The organism is Streptomyces sp. P5F9, from assembly GCF_057961495.1.
In genome coordinates this window covers 1-19,248 of record NZ_JBXVPZ010000168.1, presented here as the reverse complement: position 1 = coordinate 19,248, position 19,248 = coordinate 1, and the positions used below count along the sequence as shown (strand labels likewise).

The window sequence follows — 19,248 nt, the reverse complement described above, 5'->3', positions numbered from 1 at the left end:
GACCGGACCCGAACCGGAACCCGAGACCGGACCCCAAGCGGACCCCGAGGCCGGACCAGAGACGGAACCCGAGCCCGGAACCGAAGGTGAACCCAAAGGAGAACCCGAAACCGAACCCGAAGCCGAACCCGAAGAGGCCGCTGACTCAGCCGCCCCCGCAGCCTCCGCCGTTCCCGAATCCCCCACAGAACCAGAATGCGGTCGGTCCAAGTCCTCGCCCGTTGCCTCGTCGGCCGTCGGCCGCCCCGCCGAGTCCGTCACGTTCCCCGAATTCGTCCCGTTCGCCGGGTTCACGGAGCCCATCGATCCCGATCCCGATCCCGTCGAGCCCGGCGGGCGGTGCGGCGGCGTCGAACCCGCCGGTCCGGGGGCGCGTCGCGCTTCCGTGCTCATGCACCCCCCGTTTCCTCGTACCCGGGCCACCGTTTGTTCGCACCGGGGCCGGTGTACTCCTGCCCCTGCTCGTATACGGACCGGCGTCCACCCCGCTCTCACCCGGCACGACACAAAATCAAAGACACAGAAACAAAGTCGTCCCGAGCACGCATACCCGCAGCGGTGGACCGCCATCCCGGGCGCGGTCGAACGACCGGCGGCGTTTCCTCCGTGCGTGCGCGTCACTCTACGGGTTGCCCCCGCTCGAACGGGAACCAGTCCACGCCCTCGGGGCATCTGCCCGGAACGTCCCCCTACCCTGCGGTAATCCTGTCTGGCAGGCTGCGTCCATGACTGCGCGCGCCGCCGACCGGGCCCGTTACGACCGGGCCACCGCCCACCTCGACGCCCCCCTCGCGATCGTCGACCTGGACGCCTTCGATGCCAACGCGGACGATCTCGTCCGCCGGGCCGGCGGCAAGCCGGTCCGCGTCGCCAGCAAGTCCGTCCGCTGCCGAACCCTCCTCGAACGCGTCCTGGCGAGGGACGGCTTCGCGGGCCTGATGTCCTTCACCCTCGCCGAGTCGCTCTGGCTCGCCCGTTCCGGGTTCGAGGACGTCCTCCTCGCCTACCCCTCCGCCGACCACGCCGCCTTCGGCGAACTCGCCAACGACCCCAAGCTCGCCGCCGCCGTCACCGTGATGATCGACGACCCCGCCCAGCTCAAACTCATCGACGACTCACGCGACGGCGGCACCGAAGTCATCCGCGTCTGCCTGGAGTTGGACACCTCGCTGCGGATGCTCGGCGGCCGCGTCCGCGTCGGCGCGCTCCGCTCCCCGCTGCGCACCCCCGCCCAACTCGCCGACATCGCACGGACGGTGTCCCGCCGCCCCGGCTTCAAGGTCGTCGGGATCATGGCCTACGAAGGGCACATCGCCGGTGTCGGCGACTCCGTCGCCGGGCGGCCGTTCCGCTCGCGCGCCATCCGGCTGATGCAGGCCACCGCCAAGCGTGAACTCGCCGAGCGGCGCGCGGAAGTGGTGCGCGCGGTGAGGGCAGTCGTACCCGACCTGGAGTTCGTCAACGGCGGTGGCACCGGGAGTGTGCAGCACACCGCCGCCGAGGACGCCGTGACCGAGATCGCGGCTGGCTCCGGGCTGTACGTGCCGCGCCTCTTCGACAACTACACGTCGTTCCACGGCCGTCCGTCCGCGCTCTTCGCCATGCCCGTCGTACGGCGCCCGGGCGTCGGCGTCGTCACCGTCCTCGGCGGCGGCTACCCGGCCTCCGGCGCCCCCGGCCCCGACCGGCTCCCGGTGCCGTACCTCCCGCAGGGCCTGCGCTACGACCCTCAGGAAGGGCCCGGCGAGGTGCAGACGCCGCTGCTCGGCTCCCCCGCCGACGATCTCCTCATCGGCGACAAGGTGTGGTTCCGGCACGCCAAGGCCGGTGAACTCTGCGAGCGCTTCGACGCGTTGCACCTGATCGAGGGCGACGCGGTGACCGCCACGGTGCCTACCTATCGCGGCGAAGGCATGACGTTCCTCTGACGGACCGGCAGTAAACGAACCGGCAAAAACGCACGACGGCCCGGAAGTTCTTCCGGGCCGTCGCTGCGTGCTGACCGGCCGACCTCACATCGGGGTGACGTACGCTCCCGAAATCCCGCCGTCCACAAGGAAGTCGGCGGCGTTGACGAACGACGAGTCGTCACTCGCCAGGAAGGCCACGGCCGCGGCGATCTCGGTCGCCTCCGCGAAACGGCCGACCGGGATGTGCACCAGGCGGCGCGCTGCGCGCTCGGGGTCCTTCGCGAACAGCTCCTGGAGAAGTGGGGTGTTGACCGGGCCCGGGCACAGCGCGTTGACACGGATGCCCTCGCGGGCGAACTGCACGCCCAGTTCACGGGACATGGCGAGGACACCGCCCTTGGACGCGGTGTACGAGATCTGCGAGGTCGCCGCGCCCATCCTCGCCACGAACGACGCCGTGTTGATGATGGAGCCCTTGCCCTGGCGCCGCATGTACGGGATCGCGGCCTTGCAACACAGGTACACGGACGTGAGGTTGACGTCCTGGACGCGCTTCCAGGCCTCAAGGCCGGTGTCGAGGATGGAGTCGTCGTCCGGCGGTGAGATGCCCGCGTTGTTGAAGGCGATGTCGACGCTGCCGTAGGTGTCGAAGGCCGTCTTGAAGAGCGCCTCGACCTGCTCGGGGTCGGTGACGTCGACCTTCACGAACAGCCCGCCGACCTCGTCGGCCGCCGCCTTGCCGTGGGTCTCGTCGATGTCGCCGCAGACGACGTGCGCGCCCTCGGAGGCGAGCCGGCGCGCGGTGGCGAGACCGATGCCGCTGCCGGCTCCGGTGATGACGGCGGTACGGCCGACGAGACGCCGGCAAACAATCTCTGAGGTCACTGTGCGGAGCCCTCCGTGCTGGTCGAGACGTTGCTGGTGGAGACGTTGCTGATGAAGACGTTCTTGGTTTCGGTGAAGGCGGTGAGCGCGTCCGGGCCCAGTTCGCGGCCGATCCCCGACTGCTTGAAGCCGCCGAAGGGGGTCCAATAGCGGACGCTGGAATGGGAGTTGACGGACAGGTTGCCCGCCCGGACGGCCTGCGAGACGCGCAGGGCGCGGCCGACGTCGCGGGTCCAGATGGAGCCGGAGAGGCCGTAGTCGGTGGCGTTGGCCAGCGCCACCGCCTCCGCCTCGTCCTCGAAGGGGAGCACCACGGCGACGGGTCCGAAGACCTCCTCGACGGCCACGCGCGCGTGCGGGTCGACGCCGGTCACCACTGTGGGCGGGAACCAGAAGCCGGGGCCCTCGGGCGCCTTGCCCCGGATGCCGGCCAGGTCGTCGGTGACGTACGAACGGACGCGCTCCAGCTGGGTCTTGGAGATCAGCGGGCCCATGTCCGTCGTCTCGTCGGCCGGGTCGCCGACCGTCACCGCCTCGATCGCGGGGGTCAGGAGGTCCAGGAACCGGTCGTAGACGCCGCGTTGGACGAGGATGCGGGTGCGGGCGCAGCAGTCCTGGCCGGAGTTGTCGAGGAAGGACATGGGGGCTGCGGCCGCGGCCGCCTCGATGTCCGCGTCGGCGAAGACGATGTTGGGGCTCTTGCCGCCGAGTTCGAGGGTGACGCGCTTGAGGAGCGCCGAGCCCTTCGCCAACACCTGTTTGCCCACGGCCGTAGACCCGGTGAACACGATCTTCGCGATGCCCGGGTGCTCGACGATTGCGGTGCCCGCGACCGGTCCGTGGCCGGGCAGCACCTGGAAGAGACCCTCGGGAAGGCCTGCCTCCAGGGCGAGTTCGGCCAGCCGGAGCGCGGTCAGCGGGGTCGTCTCGGCCGGCTTGAGGATGACGGCGTTGCCGGCCGCGAGCGCCGGGGCGGTGCCCCACGCGGCGATCGGCATCGGGAAGTTCCAGGGGGCGATCACGCCCACCACGCCCAGCGGTTCGAGGATGGTGATGTCGAGGCCGCCCGCGACGGGGATCTGCCGCCCCGTCAGCCGCTCCACTCCCCCGGCCGCGTAGTCCAGCAGGTCACGGACGTTGCCGGCTTCCCAGCGGGCGTTGCCGACCGTGTGCCCGGCCTCGCGCACCTCCAACTGGGCCAGTTCTTCGAGGTGTTCGTCGACGGCGGCCGCGAAGCGGCGCAGCAGCCGGGCCCGGTCCGCGGGCGGCAGGGCCGCCCACTTCGTCTGGGCCCGGATGGCGCGTACGACGGCGGCGTCCACGTCGGCCGCGGTGGCGGCGGGGACGGTGGCGAGGACCTCCTCGGTGGCGGGGTTGAGTACTTCCAGCGGGTGCTCGGCAGGCAAGGGTGTCCTCACAGACGGTCGTCGGCGGGCAAAGCGGTCCTCACAGACGTTCGAAGGAGCGGCGCAGCTCCCAGTCGGTGACGGCGGCGTCGAAGGCGTCCAGTTCGACGCGTGCCATGTTGCGGTAGTGCGCGACGACCTCGTCGCCGAAGGCGGCCTTGACGATCGGGCTGTTCTCCCACAGTTCGGCGGCCTCGCGGAGATTGGTGGGGACGTGCGCGTAGTCGCCGCTGTAGGCGTTGCCCGCGCACGCCTCCGGCAGCTCCAGCTTCTGCTCGATGCCGTAGAGCCCGGCCGCGACGAGCCCCGCCACCGCCAGGTGGGGATTCACGTCCCCGCCGGGCAGCCGGTTCTCGAAGCGCATCGAGCGGCCGTGGCCGACGACCCGGAGGGCGCAGGTGCGGTTGTCGTACCCCCAGGCGACGGCGGTCGGCGCGAACGAACCCGGCTGGAACCGCTTGTACGAGTTGATGTTCGGGGCGTAGAGCAGCGAGAAGTCGCGGAGCGCGGCGAGCTGTCCGGCGAGGAAGTACCGCATGACCTCCGACATGCCACCGGGGTCGTCCGAAGTCCCCGCCATGGCGTTGCCGCCGTCCGCGTCGGCCAGCGAGAGGTGGATGTGGCAGGAGTTGCCCTCGCGCTCGTTGTACTTCGCCATGAAGGTCAGCGAGACGCCTTCCTGGGAGGCGATCTCCTTGGCGCCGGTCTTGTAGATCGCGTGCTGGTCGCAGGTGACGAGGGCGTCGTCGTAGCGGAAGACGATCTCGTGCTGGCCCGGGTTGCACTCGCCCTTGGCCGACTCGACGGTCAGCCCGGCGACGGTCATGTCGTTGCGGATCCGGCGCAGCAGCGGCTCGATGCGCCCGGTCCCCATCACCGAATAGTCGATGTTGTACTGGTTGGCCGGGGTGAGCCCTCGGTAGTTGGCGTCCCAGGCCTGTTCGTACGTGTCCTTGAACACGATGAACTCCAGCTCCGTACCGACCTGCGCGGTGAATCCGTGCTCGGCGAGGCGCTCCAGCTGGCGGCGCAGGATCTGGCGGGGTGCGGCGACCACCGGCGATCCGTCGTTCCAGGCGAGGTCGGCGATCAGCAGGGCGGTGCCGGCGTTCCAGGGCACACGGCGGAGGGTGGTCAGGTCCGGGTGCATGGCGAAGTCGCCGTAACCGCGCTCCCAGGAGGACATGGCGTAGCCGTCGACCGTGTTCATCTCGGTGTCGACGGCGAGGAGGTAGTTGCAGCCCTCGGTGCCGTGCCGGAGCACGTCGTCCAGGAAGAACTGGGCGGCGAACCGCTTGCCCTGGAGCCGCCCTTGCATGTCGGGGAAGGCCAGGACGACAGTGTCGATCTCACCACTGGCGACGAGGCGTTGAAGTGCCTCGACGCCCAGTGGGGGTGTGCGGTCTGCCACGGGAAAGCCTCCTTCGGCTTCTACGGTCAGCCGGAAGCCATAAGGTATTGCGGAGAACCATTGCTTGGGAAGGGGGTGCCGCCATATGTCGCTGGAAGCGGAGAACGGGCTTGAGGACCGGTTGACCCCGGTACTGCGGCCGGTGCGGGCGGGCAACGGCTTCGAAGAGGCGCTGGAACAGATTCTGCAGGTCGTACGGCTGGGTCTGGTGCCGGGGGGCGAACGCTTGCCGGCCGAGCGGGAGCTGGCCGAGCGGCTCGGGATCAGTCGGGTGACGCTGCGCGAGGTTCTGAAGGTACTGCAGGACCAGGGTCTGGTGGAGTCGCGGCGCGGGCGCTACGGCGGGACGTTCGTCCTGCCGAAGTCGGACGCGGGCGGCGAGGACGAGCTGCGGCGGCGGATCAGCGCGGTCGACATCGAGGACGTGCTGCGCTTCCGCGAGGTGCTGGAGGTCGGCGCGACGGGCCTGTGCGCGACCCACGGCCTGAGCGGTGAACAGGCGGGCCGCCTGCGCGACGCCCTGGCCCGCACGCACGACGCCCCGCTCGCCGACTACCGCCGCCTGGACACCCTGCTGCACCTGACGCTGGCCGAGCTGTGCGGTTCGCCGACGCTGACCGCGCAGTACGCGGCGGTTCGGGCCACGGTGAACGACCTCCTCGACTGCATCCCCCTCCTGGTCCGCAACCTGGAGCACTCGCAGCGCCAGCACATCGCGCTGGTCGAGGCGGTCCTGGACGGGGACGCGGACGGGGCGCGGGAGATGATGCGGGAGCACTGCGCGGGGACGGCGGCGCTGCTGCGGGGGTTCCTGGCATGACCGCCTGACCAGCGGGTAGTTCAATGGTTCCCGCGGAGTCCATTCAATTCGCTTCACGTCGGAGGGGTGCATGGCGGGCAGACCGCTGATCGGCATCAGTACGTATCTGGAGGCCGGAGCACATTGGGGCACATGGGAGTTGGAGGCGGCCCTGCTGCCGGCCGGCTACCCCCGGCTCGTGCAGCGCGCGGGCGGCCTGGCCGCGATGCTGCCCCCGGACTCCCCCGAACACGCCGTAGCCACCGTGGCCCGCCTGGACGCCCTGGTGATCGCGGGCGGCCCCGACGTGGAACCGGTCCGCTACGGCGCCGACCGCGACCCCCGCACCGGCCCGCCGGCTCCCGCCCGGGACGCCTGGGAACTCGCCCTGATCGAGGCCGCGTTGACCGCGGGCATCCCCCTCCTGGGCATCTGCCGAGGAATGCAGCTCCTGAACGTCGCCGTGGGCGGCACCCTCGTCCAGCACATCGACGGCCACGCGGAGACACCGGGCGTCTTCGGCCACCACCCGGTCAAACCGGTACCGGGAACCCTGTACGCCTCCGCGGTACCGGAGGAGACCTCGGTCCCGACCTTCCACCACCAGGCCGTGGACCGCCTGGGCGCGGGCCTCACGGTGTCGGCCTGGGCCGGGGACGGCACCCCGGAGGCCGTCGAACTCCCGTCCGCCGACTGGGTGTTGGGGGTGCAGTGGCACCCCGAGATGGGCGAGGACCTGCGGGTGATGCGGGCGTTGGTGGAAGCGGCCGCGAAAGCCCGCTAGCCCTGCGTCAGCGAGAGCAGTTCCCGTGCCGGTCCCGTCGGCCGGTGGCCCGTGGGCCAGACCGCTCTCAAGTCCCGGGCGAGCGTGACTCCTTCGACGGGGATGCGCACCAGCCTCCGCATCGACAGCTCCTCCCCCACGGCGAGTTCGCTCAGCACCGCGGGCCCGGCTCCGCTCACCGCCGACGCCTTGACCGCCGTGGTGGACGACAACTCGATGAGAGGGCGGGCCAGGCCGCCCAGTGCCGCGTCCAGTACCTGCCTGGTGCCCGAGCCCTTCTCCCGCAGGATCAGCGGCGTCGACGCCAACTCCTCGGCCGGTACCGGGCGTTGACGGCGGGCCCACGGATGGGTCGGGGCCGTGACGACGATCAGGCGGTCGTGGGCGATCACCGTGGAGTCCAGGCCGGGTGGGACCGACAGGCCCTCCACGAAGCCCAGGTCGGCCTCGTCGGCAAGGAGGCGTTCCACGACCGTGGTCGAGTTGCCGGCCAGCAACGAGACGGCTGTGTCGGGGCGTTGGGAGTGGAGGGCGAGGAGCCAGCCGGGGAGGAGGTACTCGGCGATGGTCATGCTGGCGGCGACGCGGAGGCGGGAGTCGCGGCGGTGCCGCAGGGCCTGGGCGCCCGCGTCGAAGGCCGCGGCCGCCTCGACGACGCGGCGGGCCCAGTCCGTGACCAGGGCCCCGGCGTCGGTCAGGCTCGATCCGCGCGGTGAACGGTCGACCAGGGCCACGCCGAGCTGCCGTTCCATGGAGCGGATACGACTGCTGGCAGCCGGCTGCGTGATGCCCAGTTCGCGGGCCGCGGCGCCGAGGCTGCCGAGCCGTGCCACCGCCAGCAGCAGCTCCAGCGCCCCGAGGTCCGGCACCCGGTGCGCGATCGACCCGCCCCGCTGATCTTCCGTCTCACTCCCACTCATAAATCCAGTTTATGTCCCCATAGACACATACTCCCTGGTCGCGCGTCTCAGTCGGCGAGACGGTGGAGGCATGGTCACCGCCGTTCGTCATCTCGGACCCAACTGGTACGCCTCCGTCATGGGCACCGCCATCGTCGCCACGGCCGGTGCCGGGCTCCCGCTCCACCTCCCGGGACTGCGCACGGCCTGCACCGCCGTCTGGGCCCTCTCGCTCGCGATGCTGCCGGCCCTTCTCGCCGCCCGGACCCTGCACTGGACCCACCACCGCGACCAGGCCCGCGCCCACCTCCTCGACCCGGCGATGGCCCCCTTCTACGGCTGCCTCGCGATGGCCCTGCTGGCGGTGGGCGGCGGCACCCTCGTCGTCGGGCAGGACTGGATCGGGCTCCGGGCGGCGGTCGCGCTCGACGCCGTGCTGTTCGGCGCCGGCACGGTCATCGGACTCACGGCCGCCGTCGCCGTCCCCTACCTGATGGCCGTACGGCATCACGTGCACCCCGCACAGGCGACCCCCGTGTGGCTGCTGCCCGTGGTCGCGCCCATGGTGTCCGCGGCCCTCGGTCCGCTCCTGGTGCCCCACCTGCCGCCCGGGCAGCCCCGGGAGACGCTGCTCCTCGCGTGCTTCGCGATGTTCGGACTGAGCCTGCTGGCAACGCTGTTGATGCTGCCGCTGGTCTTCGCCCGGCTCGTCACCGGCGAACCGCTGCCCCTAGCACTCACCCCGACGCTGTTCCTCGTCCTGGGCCCACTGGGTCAATCCACCACCGCCGTAGGCAAGTTCGCGGACTTCGCCCCCGGCGTCGTACCCGCCGCGTACGCCCAGGGCTTCAGCCTCCTCGCCGTCCTCTACGGCGTCCCCGTCATGGGCTTCGCCCTGCTCTGGTTCGGCCTCGCCACCGCACACGTCGTCCGCGCCCGCCGCCACGGCATGCGCTTCACGATGACCTGGTGGGCCTTCACCTTCCCGGTCGGCACCTGCGTCACCGGCGCCGAGTCCCTGTCCCGCCACACCGGCCTCGCCGTCTACGACGGGCTCGCGATCATCCTCTACGGCGTCCTGGTCGCCGCCTGGGCCACCGCCGCCGTGCACACGGCCCGCGGCCTGCTCAGCGGTGAGCTGCTCGCAGGGCCGCGCCCAGCACCCGTGGCGCTTCGCCCAGTGACGGCCCGTACCAGGTGAGATGCCTGCCACTGACGAGCGCGCAGGGCAGCCCCGCGAAGGCCTCCGGCCCGTCGTCGGCCGTGAAGCGGTACCGCTCGTCCGGGAGGACCACCAACTCCGGTGCCGCCGCCCGTAGTTCGTCGACGGTGGCGCGCGGGTAGCGCTCGGCGTGCGTCGCGTACAGGTGGTCGACTCCCAGCCGGGACAGCACATCACCGGCGAACGTGTCCCGGCCCAGTACCATCCAGGGCCGACGCCAGACGGGCACCACAGCGGTCCTACGGTCGTCCGGTTCCGGCAGCTCCGACCACGCCCGCTCCGCCTCGTCCAGCCAGCGCGGTCGGAGCGGAGCACCGCATGCGTCCAGGACCCGGGTCAGTTCACGGAAGGCCTGCGGGACATCACGCACCTCGGTGACCAGGACCTCAACTCCCGCCTCGCGCAAGGCCGTCAGGTCCGGTGCGCGGTTCTCCTCCTCGTTGGCGATCGCCAAGTCGGGGGCCAGGGCGAGGATCTGGTCGAGCTTCGGGTTCTTGGTGCCGCCCACACGCGTCACGTCGAGGCCGGGCGGATGGCCGCACCAGTCCGTCGCGCCGACCAGAACTCCCGGCAGGGATACGGCGATCGCCTCCGTGAGGGACGGTACGAGGGAGACGACGCGCATCAGCGCTGGCGGTCCTGGACGGCCTCGATGTGCTCGGCCACCGCGACCACGACCACCCGGGTGTCCGGCACGGTCGCGCGCCAGCGGTGACGGACACCGCCGGTCAGGTACATCGTGTCGCCGCGCACCAGCCGGTACGCGCGCCCCTCCGCCTCGATCTCGACGGCGCCGTCCGCGACGTACATCAACTCGTCGTTGCGGTGCTGGAATTCGCGTCCGGCGTCGTGGTCGCCGGTGAACTCCGAGGCGTGCAGCTGGTGGTGACCCCGTACCAGCGAACGCATCCGGGGTGCCCCGACCGAGTCGGACTCCTCCGCGCGGACGACGTCGACGCTGCACGCGGGGTCGGCGGCGGCGAGGAGTTCGACGGCCGTGGTGCGCAGGGCGTCGGCCACCTTCTCCAGGGAGCTTCGGCTGGGGCGGGCCCGGTCGTTCTCGACCTGGCTCAGGAAGGGCACCGACAGGCCGCTGCGTTCGGCCACGACGGCGAGGGTCAGGGACAGCGCGCGGCGGCGTCGCCGTACGGCCGCGCCCACCCGAAGGGGCTGTTCTTTGTGGTCGCCCATCGCTCCGGCTCCCTCCTTCGCTCGTCGGTTTCCAGTTGCCTCTGATGAGTTCTCTGCACCCTACGCATGTTCGGCAAACCGTTTCATGCGCCTGTCACATCCACGTCACACAGCGTGCGATCGGACGTCATGGTTCTGGCCAGTCCGCACGGGCCCGCCGACCCTCGATCGGCGGGGGACTTCCTCTCTACTCTTCAATGCGTACGCGGTCGACTGTGTTCCCGCTCACCTCTCGGGCCTGATTGAGGGGTTTCGTAGCGCTATGTGGTTGGCCGGATCCTTTTCGTACCGGATCGGGGCACCGACAGAGGTGGGCCCCGCCGCACGAAGGGGGAACGTGCGGTGAGGCCCACCTCTGGGACGGCGGCTGCGGGACTGTCAGGTCACCCGGCCGCCTGGCTCTTCTGGTTCTTCGCGACCGGCGCCAACTGGTCGACGAGGCCCGGGTGCTGCTTCAGCCAGGTGCGGACGGCGTCCTGCTCCCCGCCCTTGCCGGACTTCTGGATCTGCGCCTCCAGACCGGTGAGCTGGGACTCGGTCATCCTGAAGTCCTTCAACCACGTGCCGACGTCGGGGTTGTCGTCGGCGAAGCCCTTGCGCGCGACGGTGTGCACGCCGTCGCCCTTGCCCCAGGCGTTCTTCGGGTCCTTGAGCTTCTTCAGCTTGTAGTCGCTGTACGCCCAGTGCGGCGACCAGAGCGTGACGACGATCGGCTGCTTCTTGGCGTACGCCCGCTTCAGCTCGGCCAGCATCGCCGGGGTGGAGCCGTCGACGACGTCGTAGGAGCCCTGGAGGCCGTACTCCTTGAGGACCTTGGTCTTCAGGAGGCCCATCATGCCGGCGCTCGGTTCGATGCCGGTGATCCTGCCGCCGAACTCGGAGGCGTGGGTCTTGAGGTCCGCGAGGGTGTTGACGTCCTTCACGTACGACGGGACGGTCAGCTCCAGGGACGTGGAGCCGTACCAGGTGCCGAGTTCGTCGAGCTGCTTGCCGTACTTCTTCCAGTACTCGGCGTGCGTGGTGGGCAGCCAGGAGTCGGTCTGGAAGTCGACCTGGCCGGTGGCGAGGCCGGTGTACAGCGGGCCGGCCGCGTACTGGGTGGTCGTCACCTTGTAGCCGCGCTCCTCCAGGATCTCCTTCCAGAGGAAGGTGGAGGCGATTCCCTCGTCCCAGGGGATGTAGCCGATGGTGATGTTCTTGCCCTTGCCGACGTCCGTGGCGGAGGCCGCCTTCGTGCCGGAGGAGGGGCCGAAGACGCCGATGCCGCCGGCCACGAGGGCGAGGACGACCACGCCGATCACGGCGAACGCCGGGCGGGGGCGGTAGTTCCAGGGCTTGGCGGTGCCGGCCGCGCGGGCCTTGGCGGCGGCGCGGCGGCCGAGCGGGGAGATCTGGGTGCCGAGCGCGCTGGTCATGCGGTCGAGGTAGATCGCGAGGACGACGATGCCGACGCCCGCCTCGAAACCGAAGCCGATGTCGAGCTGGCCGATGGCCTCGTTGACGGCGCCGCCGAGCCCGCCGGTGCCGACCATGCCGGCGATGACGACCATCGACAGGCCCAGCATGATGACCTGGTTGATGCCCGCCATGATCGTCGGGAGCGCCAGCGGCAGCTGGACGCGCAGCAGGGTGTCGCGCGGTGAGGTGCCGAACGCCTCGGCGGCCTCGACGAGTTCGGCGTCGACCTGGCGGATGCCGAGCTCGGTCATGCGGACGCCCGGGGCGAGCGCGAAGATCAGGGTGGCGATCACGCCGGCGGAGGTGCCGAGCCCGAAGAAGAGGATCGCCGGGATCAGCAGCACCATCGACGGCATCGTCTGGAGCAGGTCGAGAGCAGGCCGTACGACCGCGCTGACCGTCTTGGAGCGGGCCGCCCAGATGCCCAGCGGGATCGAGATCACCAGGGCGATGACGGTCGCCACGAGCACCAGGGCCAGGGTCGACATGGCCCGGTCCCACAGGTCGAGCGAGTCGATGAGCAGGAACCCGGCGAAGGCCAGGACACCCGCGACCAGCCCGCGCAGCCACCAGGCGATGACGGCCAGGATGCCCGCGAGGAGCAGGGGTTCGGGCGCGGTGAGGACCGCGTTGATGCCGTCGTACATGCCCTCGACGACCGTCTTGATCGCGTCGAAGAGCCAGGACATGTGGGCGAGGAGCCAGTCGACACCGGAGTCGACCCAGTCGCCGAGCGGGAGCCTAGGCACGGGCGGTCACCTTCTCGCCGCCGTCGCGCGGACTGGCACAGGGGGTGGGTTCGTGCTGCTCGTCGCCGAGGAAGGCGACCAGGCGCTGCCGGGGGACGACACCGACCAGCTCGTGGTCCTTGTCGAGCACCGCGACGGCGTGCGTGAGGCGGGCGCTGATCGCGCACAGGTCGTTGAACGGCGTGTCCGGCGTCGCGGTCTCGCAGGCGCAGTCGGCCTCGTCGCCGCGCAGGTCGGTGTCCATGACGGAGCTCGCGGTGAGGACGCGGGAGCGGTCGACGTCCTGGATGAAGGAGGAGACGTAGTCGTCGGCGGGGCGGACGAGGATGTCCTCGGCGGTGCCGGTCTGGACGATGCGGCCGTCGCGCATGACGGCGATGCGGTCGCCCAGGCGCATGGCCTCGTTGAGGTCGTGGGTGATGAAGACGATCGTCTTCTTCAACGACTTCTGCAGTTCCAGGAGTTGGTCCTGCATGTCCCGGCGGATCAGCGGGTCGAGCGCGCTGAACGACTCGTCCATGAGGAGCAGGTCGGCGTCGGTGGCGAGCGCGCGGGCCAGGCCCACGCGCTGCTGCATACCGCCGGACAGCTCGTCGGGCCAGGAGTCCTCCCAGCCGGCCAGGCCGCACAGGGCGAGCGCCTCGCCGGCGCGGGCTTCGCGCTCGGCGCGGGGCACGCCCTGCACGGACAGGCCGTAGGCGGCGTTCTCACGGACGCTGCGGTGCGGGAAGAGCGCGAAGTGCTGGAAGACCATGCTGATCTTGCGGGCGCGGACCTCGCGGAGTTCGCGGTCGCCGAGCGCGGTCAGGTCCTGGCCGTCGAAGAGGACGCGGCCCGCGGTGGGCTCCAGGAGTCCGTTGAGCATCCGCAGGAGAGTCGACTTGCCGGAGCCGGACAGGCCCATGACGACGAAGATCTGGCCCGGTGCGACGGAGAAGGAGGCGTCGATCACAGCGGCGGTGGTGCCGTCGGCGCGCAGTTCCTCCCGGTCGGCTCCGTCGCGGAGCCGTTCGACTGCCTGGTCGGGTCGTCTGCCGAACACCTTGTACAGATGCTCGGCTTCTAGCCTGGCTGACACGCGTACCTCTCGATCGGGGGCAGGACGGGAGGCGACGGCGACGGACCCGAAGGCCCCTCGACGGTTGAATGTGCAACCGGCATCGCTCCGAGGCCGCGCCTTCCCAGGCTTCGCCGACGCAAACAAGGAGTGGGCCAGGTCACTCACGCCGTAGGATCACCGGCGACGTGGCTGTCGGGGACCGTGGGGGGAGCGCCGTGGAACGACCGGACGACCGTGTGCCGTCGGCATTGCGCTTCAGTACGGAACTCGTCGCCTGGATCGGTGTGCCCTGGGCCCTCTCCGGACACTCGTGGCCGCTGGCCGTGCTGTCGCTGGTGGTGCTGATCGGGCTGCCGAGCGTCTTCACCACTCCGGGTGACAAGGCGCACGTGGTCGTCGCCGTCCCGGGGTGGGTGACGATCCTCCTCGTGCTGCTCCAGATCGCGGGCGCCCTGGTGGCCGCCTGGTGGATCATGCCGCTGTGGGCCGCCGTCCCGGTGTCCGTGCTCGCCGTCGCCACCCTGGTCGCGGAACGTCCGCGCTGGACATGGCTGTTGACACTGCCGGCCCGTGCCAGTACGTGACCGTGGGCGTCGTGCGGCATGATGCGAGGCGTGACCGGACGACTGATGCTCCTCGACACCGCCTCGCTCTATTTCCGCGCCTATTTCGGCGTCCCGGAGTCCGTGAAGGCGCCGGACGGGACGCCGGTGAACGCCGTACGCGGGCTGCTCGAATTCATCGACCGCCTGGTCAAGGACCACCGCCCCGACCAGCTGGTCGCCTGCATGGACGCGGACTGGCGGCCGCAGTGGCGGGTCGACCTGATCCCCACCTACAAGGCGCACCGCGTCGCCGAGGTCCGCGAGAGCGGCCCGGACGCGGAGGAGGTGCCGGACACGCTCTCCCCGCAGGTGCCGGTCATCGAGGCAGTCCTCGACGCGCTCGGCATCGCGCGCGTGGGCGTCGAGCCGTACGAGGCCGACGACGTCATCGGCACGTTCACGGCGCACGCCAAGGGCCCTGTCGACATCGTCACCGGCGACCGCGACCTGTACCAGCTGGTCGACGACGCCCGCGCGATCCGCGTCCTGTATCCGATCAAGGGCGTCGGCACGCTCCAAGTCACCGACGAGGCGTTCCTGCGCGAGAAGTACGGCGTCGACGGGCGCGGCTACGTGGATCTGGCGCTGCTGCGCGGCGACCCCAGCGACGGTCTGCCGGGCGTCCCCGGCATCGGCGAGAAGACGGCGGCGAAGCTGCTCGCCGAGTTCGGTGACGTGCCCGGGATCATGGCGGCGATCGACGACCCCAAGTCCAAGCTGACCCCCTCGCAGCGCAAGCGCCTCGACGAGTCGCGGCCGTACGTCGCGGTCGCGCCCAAGGTCGTCCGGGTCGCCGACGACGTACCGCTGCCGGATGTCGACCCGACGCTGCCGCGCGCCCCGCGCGACCCGGAGCTGGTGGGCGCACTGGCGGAGCGCTGGGGGCTGGGCGGATCATTGCAGCGACTGCTCACCACGCTGGGCGCGTAAGCATTGTTCTTGCCCTTTCTTTCTTGCCTTTCACAGAGAATGTAGTGCTAGCTTAGGTAAGCCTAAGCATGGGAATCTGGGAGGCCGTCATGGCAGAACGTCCGGCACGGAAGCCGCGTAAGCCCCACTCCGCGCAGGTCGTCCGCACCGAGCGCCTGACCCCTCACATGCAGCGCGTGGTGCTCGGTGGCGAGGGTCTGGCCGAGTTCTCGGCGGACACCTGCACCGACCATTACGTGAAACTGCTGTTCCCGGCCGGGGGCGCGGTCTACCCCGAGCCCTTCGACGTGGAGCGCATCCGCGCCGAGTTTCCGCGTGAGCAGTGGCCGGTGACCCGCACCTACACCGTGCGCGCCTGGGACCCCGAGCACCTCGAAATGACCCTGGACTTCGTGATCCACGGCGACGAGGGCCTCGCCGGCCCGTGGGCGACCCGCGTCCAGCCGGGCGAGACCGTCCACTTCATGGGCCCCGGCGGCGCCTACGCCCCCGACGCGGGCGCCGACTGGCATCTGCTCGCCGGGGACGAGAGCGCGCTTCCCGCGATCGCCCGCGCGCTGGAGTCGCTGCCCGAGGGCGCCACGGCCCACGCCTTCGTGGAGATCTCCGGCCCCGAGGAGGAGCAGAAGATCGACTCCGACATCGACGTCGTCTGGCTGCACCGCGGCGACCGTCCCATCGGCGAGGCGCTCGCCGAGGCCGTACGGGCGCTGGAGTTCCCGGAGGGCCGGATGCACGCGTTCGTGCACGGCGAGGCGGCCTTCGTGAAAGACCTCCGCGCCCTGCTGCGCGTCGAGTTGGCGATCCCGCGCGAGGATCTTTCGATCTCCGGGTACTGGCGCCTGGGCCACAACGAGGACGGGTGGCAGGCGTCGAAGCGGGAGTGGAACGCGAAGATCGAGGCGGAGCAGGAAGGCGTTGCCGCGTAGGTGCGCCACAGGGGGTGCCGCTTTGGGTTGTTCGGCGTGTGCGGCTCCGTCGTGGCTGGTCGCGGCCGCGCGGCGGAGCCGCATATCGACACAGCCCCGCGCCCCTTTCGGGGCGCTTATACCGACCGTTGGTATGACCTGAACGTGCGGATCGACAGCCATACCGCCGCTACCGCGAGTGCCAGCAACGCGCCGCCCCGGCTGAGTACGTCGCCCCAGTCGGGGTGCTCGCTCATCGCCGAACGGCCCGCCACCATCGCCCAGTTGAGCGGGTTGAAGTCGGCGATGTGCCGTATCCACGAGGGCATCTGGGACGGCGCCATGAAGGCGCTGGACAGGAACGTCAGCGGCAGCAGCAGGAACGTGTTGATGCCGATGATCGACTCCCGCTGCCGCACCAGCATGCCGAGCGCGTTGGACAGTGCCCCGAATATGGTCCCCAGCAGCACGGAGGCCACGATCAGGATCGCGATGCCGGCGATGCCGCCCGGATAGTCGGCGCCGCCGAGCAGTCCGAGCAGCACGATGATCGCCGACTGGAGCGCGGTGACGAGGCCGTTGTTGACGACGTTGCCGTTCATCAGCGCGGCCCGGCTGACCGGAGTGGTCAGGAAGCGGTTCAGCGTGCCGCGCTGGATCTCCTCCAACGTGCCCATGCCCGCCCACATGTTGGAGCTGAGGGCGCTCATCACGACCACGCCCGGGACGAGGTAGTCCAGGTACGAGGTGGTGCCGAAGCCGCCGAGCTCGACGACCTTCTTGAAGAGGTTGCCGAACAGGAACAGCCAGATCACCGGCTGGATGAGGGTGATGACCGCGAAGGCGGGCTGCCGTGCGAACACCATGAGTTGACGCTGCGTCATGTACCAGGTCTGGGAGACGGCGGTGCTCATCGCGCACCTCCGGCGACCGCGAGCTGCCCGGTGCTGTTCGCGTCGGCCTCGGAGTAACGGCGGCCCGCGTAGCGGAGATAGACGTCGTCCAGGGAGGGACGGGCGACGGTCGCGCTGGCGACCCCGACGCCGGCCCGCTCGAACGCCGCCAGCAGGACGGGCATCGCGGCCGCTCCGTCGTCGGCGCGGGCACTGACCCGGCGCCCGTCGACCAGCACCTCGCGCACGCCCGGCAGCCCGACGAGGGTGCCCCGCAGCAGCGTACGACCGGCGTCGCCGACCGCTTCTCGCAGCTCCAAGTGGACGGCGTCGCCCCGGAGTTCGCCCTTGAGCGAGTCGGGGGTACCCTGCACGACGACCCGGCCGCGGTCGACGATCGCGATGCGTTCGGCGAGCCGGTCGGCCTCTTCGAGGTAGTGCGTGGTGAGCAGGATGGTCAGCCCCTCCTCCCCCGCGAGCCGGCCGATCTCGTCCCACATCGCGGTGCGGGCCTCCGGGTCCAGGCCGGTGGTGGGCTCGTCGAGGAAGAGCACCTCGGGCCGGTGCACCAGGCCGAGCGCCACGTCCAGGCGGCGGCGCATACCGCCGGAGTAGCCCTTCACCGGACGCTTCGCCGCGTCGGCGAGGGTGAAGCGGTCGAGGAGCTCGTCCACCCGCTTCGCGAGGGCGGCGCCCCTCAAGCCGTAGAGCCTGCCCTGGAGTTGGAGGTTCTCGCAGCCGGTCGCCGTCGGGTCCGCGCCCGAGTTCTGGGCGACCACACCGATCGCGCGGCGGACCCGGTCGGGGTGGCGCAGCACGTCGTGGCCGGCGACGGTGGCCGTGCCGGAGTCGGGCCTGGCGAGGGTGGTGAGGATCTTGACGGTGGTGGACTTGCCGGCGCCGTTCGGCCCGAGGAGGCCGAAGACGGTGCCGGGCTCGACGGTGATGTCCATGCCGTTGAGGGCGGTGACATCGCCGGAATAGGTCTTGATCAGTTGACGCGCCTCGACCGCGGGCGCACGGGTACTGCCCATGACAGCTCTCCAAGGAATGAGCGGATGTGCGATGTGAAAGGTCACGACTGATCCGCGTGAAGAGCGCCCGGCTATCCTGGGTGTGCCGCACCTCGATCGCCTGGCTACGCCGCACGGCGGGTCAGTTCGGGGTTCGTGACCCCGGCGGGGCTGCTCCAACAGCCCGGTCGGGGTTCTTCGTGTCTAGGTGAACTCCGTCGGCAGCTCCCCCGTTTCGTGGAATTGGCGCCATCCGTCGACGCCGAGCATCGAGCCCTTCCTGATCTCCTCCAGGAAACCGCGCACCCACTCGGCCTGCGCCTCGATCATGTGCAGTTGGTACTCGACCTCGATCAGGAACAGCCGGGGCACCGACTCGTACAGCTTCTCCAGGGCCCCACGCTCACTCGCCGCCTGCACGTCCAGGTTCTTCACCCGCTCCTCCAGAAGCGTCATCACCTCGTCGGGGTGCAGGGCGCCGAGCAGCGAGAGGGCCGTCTCGAAGATCGGGTACTCCTTGACCGGGCGGGCCAGCAGCTCGGACAGCCACTCGGTCGTCTCCTCGCGGCCGGCCTCGGTCACTCCGTAAACCGTGCGCTCGGGGCGGTTGCCCTTGCGCTCCGTGTCGGCGACCTCGACGAAGCCGTGCTTCTCCAGGTTCTGCACGACCGTGTAGAGCGAGCCGTAGTTGATCTTCGTGCTGGTGTCCTTGCCCTGGCGGCGAAGGGTCTGGGCGATCTCGTACGGATGCATGGGCCCCTGCCAGAGGGTCACCAGCACGGCGAGCGCGAGCGGATTGCTGAGCTTGCGACGCTTCGCAGCCATCGGGACCATCGCCTCCATCCGTACCTCGCGTCCGAATATCCGTGACCGAACATATCGCGAGTTGGGCGGGAGCGTCAATACACACGATGTATCGCGATTTCGCTGCCACGGCAAGGGCGTGAGGACTTAGGCCCGCCGCGGACACGGCGGCGTGACGCGGCCGAAACAGCCCCTCCCTAATTTCTGTCACCCGACAGGAATTCCGCTGTCGCCGTCAGGATTCCGCTCTCCTGCGCCGAAGGCAGGTGCCGCCGTGACCACTACCACCACCTCCGACATACGCCCCGACCCGCCCCACTC

General features: G+C 70.4%; 18 protein-coding genes. 7 read left to right on the top strand and 11 right to left on the bottom strand.

The window, feature by feature from the left end:
• The first annotated feature begins 725 nt into the window (after window positions 1–725).
• Window positions 726–1,928 (top strand): amino acid deaminase/aldolase, encoded by a 1,203-nt coding sequence (locus AC31A1_RS25370; RefSeq protein WP_489655532.1) that lies wholly within the window; start codon window positions 726–728, stop codon window positions 1,926–1,928.
• An 84-nt stretch (window positions 1,929–2,012) separates the two neighbouring features.
• Here the strand turns inward: AC31A1_RS25370 and AC31A1_RS25365 are convergent, their stop codons facing one another.
• Genes AC31A1_RS25365 through AC31A1_RS25355 form a run of 3 tightly spaced genes read right to left on the bottom strand, consistent with a single transcriptional unit; the run spans window position 2,013 to window position 5,612 of the window.
• A complete protein-coding gene (locus AC31A1_RS25365) occupies window positions 2,013–2,795 on the bottom strand; it encodes a 3-oxoacyl-ACP reductase (RefSeq protein ID WP_366495599.1) in 783 nt (260 codons plus the stop codon).
• Entirely contained in the window at window positions 2,792–4,201 is a 1,410-nt protein-coding gene (locus AC31A1_RS25360; protein ID WP_489655531.1) for an aldehyde dehydrogenase family protein, read from the bottom strand. The genes AC31A1_RS25365 and AC31A1_RS25360 overlap by 4 nt, the downstream gene beginning before the upstream one ends.
• A gap of 40 nt (window positions 4,202–4,241) precedes the next feature.
• Entirely contained in the window at window positions 4,242–5,612 is a 1,371-nt protein-coding gene (locus tag AC31A1_RS25355; protein WP_489655530.1) for a glutamine synthetase family protein, read from the bottom strand.
• An 85-nt stretch (window positions 5,613–5,697) separates the two neighbouring features.
• Here AC31A1_RS25355 and AC31A1_RS25350 point away from each other — a divergent pair, with 85 nt between their 5' ends.
• Together AC31A1_RS25350 and AC31A1_RS25345 are read left to right on the top strand one after the other, a co-directional pair.
• Window positions 5,698–6,432, top strand: coding sequence for a FadR/GntR family transcriptional regulator (locus AC31A1_RS25350; protein WP_489655529.1), 735 nt, complete (start codon window positions 5,698–5,700; stop codon window positions 6,430–6,432).
• A gap of 70 nt (window positions 6,433–6,502) precedes the next feature.
• Window positions 6,503–7,195, top strand: a complete 693-nt coding sequence (locus tag AC31A1_RS25345) for a gamma-glutamyl-gamma-aminobutyrate hydrolase family protein (RefSeq protein WP_489655528.1) — start codon at window positions 6,503–6,505, stop codon at window positions 7,193–7,195.
• On the opposite strand, the gene AC31A1_RS25340 is transcribed toward AC31A1_RS25345, so the two are convergent.
• Window positions 7,192–8,115, bottom strand: a complete 924-nt coding sequence (locus AC31A1_RS25340; protein WP_489655527.1) for a LysR family transcriptional regulator — start codon at window positions 8,113–8,115, stop codon at window positions 7,192–7,194. The genes AC31A1_RS25345 and AC31A1_RS25340 overlap by 4 nt on opposite strands.
• A gap of 70 nt (window positions 8,116–8,185) precedes the next feature.
• Here AC31A1_RS25340 and AC31A1_RS25335 point away from each other — a divergent pair, with 70 nt between their 5' ends.
• Window positions 8,186–9,295 (top strand): TDT family transporter, encoded by a 1,110-nt coding sequence (locus tag AC31A1_RS25335; RefSeq protein WP_489655526.1) that lies wholly within the window; start codon window positions 8,186–8,188, stop codon window positions 9,293–9,295.
• Here the strand turns inward: AC31A1_RS25335 and AC31A1_RS25330 are convergent.
• From AC31A1_RS25330 to AC31A1_RS25315, 4 genes are all read right to left on the bottom strand, one after another.
• Window positions 9,222–9,941, bottom strand: coding sequence for a helical backbone metal receptor (locus AC31A1_RS25330; protein ID WP_489655525.1), 720 nt, complete (start codon window positions 9,939–9,941; stop codon window positions 9,222–9,224). The genes AC31A1_RS25335 and AC31A1_RS25330 overlap by 74 nt on opposite strands.
• Window positions 9,941–10,507 (bottom strand): helix-turn-helix domain-containing protein, encoded by a 567-nt coding sequence (locus AC31A1_RS25325; protein WP_489655524.1) that lies wholly within the window; start codon window positions 10,505–10,507, stop codon window positions 9,941–9,943. Before AC31A1_RS25325 ends, AC31A1_RS25330 begins: the two co-directional genes overlap by 1 nt.
• Window positions 10,508–10,890: 383 nt before the next feature.
• Window positions 10,891–12,714: an ABC transporter permease/substrate binding protein gene (locus AC31A1_RS25320; protein ID WP_489655523.1), complete on the bottom strand. Its 1,824-nt coding sequence runs from the start codon at window positions 12,712–12,714 to the stop codon at window positions 10,891–10,893.
• On the bottom strand, window positions 12,707–13,792 hold the full coding sequence (locus tag AC31A1_RS25315; protein ID WP_489655522.1) for a quaternary amine ABC transporter ATP-binding protein: 1,086 nt from the start codon (window positions 13,790–13,792) through the stop codon (window positions 12,707–12,709). Before AC31A1_RS25315 ends, AC31A1_RS25320 begins: the two co-directional genes overlap by 8 nt.
• Before the next feature lie 197 nt (window positions 13,793–13,989).
• Here AC31A1_RS25315 and AC31A1_RS25310 point away from each other — a divergent pair, with 197 nt between their 5' ends.
• From AC31A1_RS25310 to AC31A1_RS25300, 3 genes are all read left to right on the top strand, one after another.
• On the top strand, window positions 13,990–14,358 hold the full coding sequence (locus AC31A1_RS25310) for a hypothetical protein (protein ID WP_489655521.1): 369 nt from the start codon (window positions 13,990–13,992) through the stop codon (window positions 14,356–14,358).
• A gap of 21 nt (window positions 14,359–14,379) precedes the next feature.
• The gene (locus AC31A1_RS25305) at window positions 14,380–15,309 is read left to right on the top strand and encodes a 5'-3' exonuclease (RefSeq protein ID WP_489655533.1); all 930 of its coding nucleotides are present in this window, start codon (window positions 14,380–14,382) and stop codon (window positions 15,307–15,309) included.
• Between the two features lie 89 nt (window positions 15,310–15,398).
• Window positions 15,399–16,238 (top strand): siderophore-interacting protein, encoded by an 840-nt coding sequence (locus AC31A1_RS25300; protein WP_489655520.1) that lies wholly within the window; start codon window positions 15,399–15,401, stop codon window positions 16,236–16,238.
• A gap of 116 nt (window positions 16,239–16,354) precedes the next feature.
• On the opposite strand, the gene AC31A1_RS25295 is transcribed toward AC31A1_RS25300, so the two are convergent.
• The 3 genes from AC31A1_RS25295 to AC31A1_RS25285 all read right to left on the bottom strand — a co-directional run bounded on the left by AC31A1_RS25295 (window position 16,355) and on the right by AC31A1_RS25285 (window position 18,948).
• Complete coding sequence (locus AC31A1_RS25295; protein WP_489655519.1) at window positions 16,355–17,131, bottom strand: ABC transporter permease; 777 nt, start codon at window positions 17,129–17,131, stop codon at window positions 16,355–16,357.
• Window positions 17,128–18,144, bottom strand: coding sequence for an ATP-binding cassette domain-containing protein (locus AC31A1_RS25290; protein WP_489655518.1), 1,017 nt, complete (start codon window positions 18,142–18,144; stop codon window positions 17,128–17,130). Before AC31A1_RS25290 ends, AC31A1_RS25295 begins: the two co-directional genes overlap by 4 nt.
• Window positions 18,145–18,327: 183 nt before the next feature.
• Window positions 18,328–18,948 carry a PadR family transcriptional regulator gene (locus AC31A1_RS25285; RefSeq protein WP_489655517.1) on the bottom strand — a complete coding sequence of 207 codons (621 nt, stop codon included), beginning with the start codon at window positions 18,946–18,948 and terminating at the stop codon, window positions 18,328–18,330.
• Window positions 18,949–19,248: the final 300 nt, after the last annotated feature.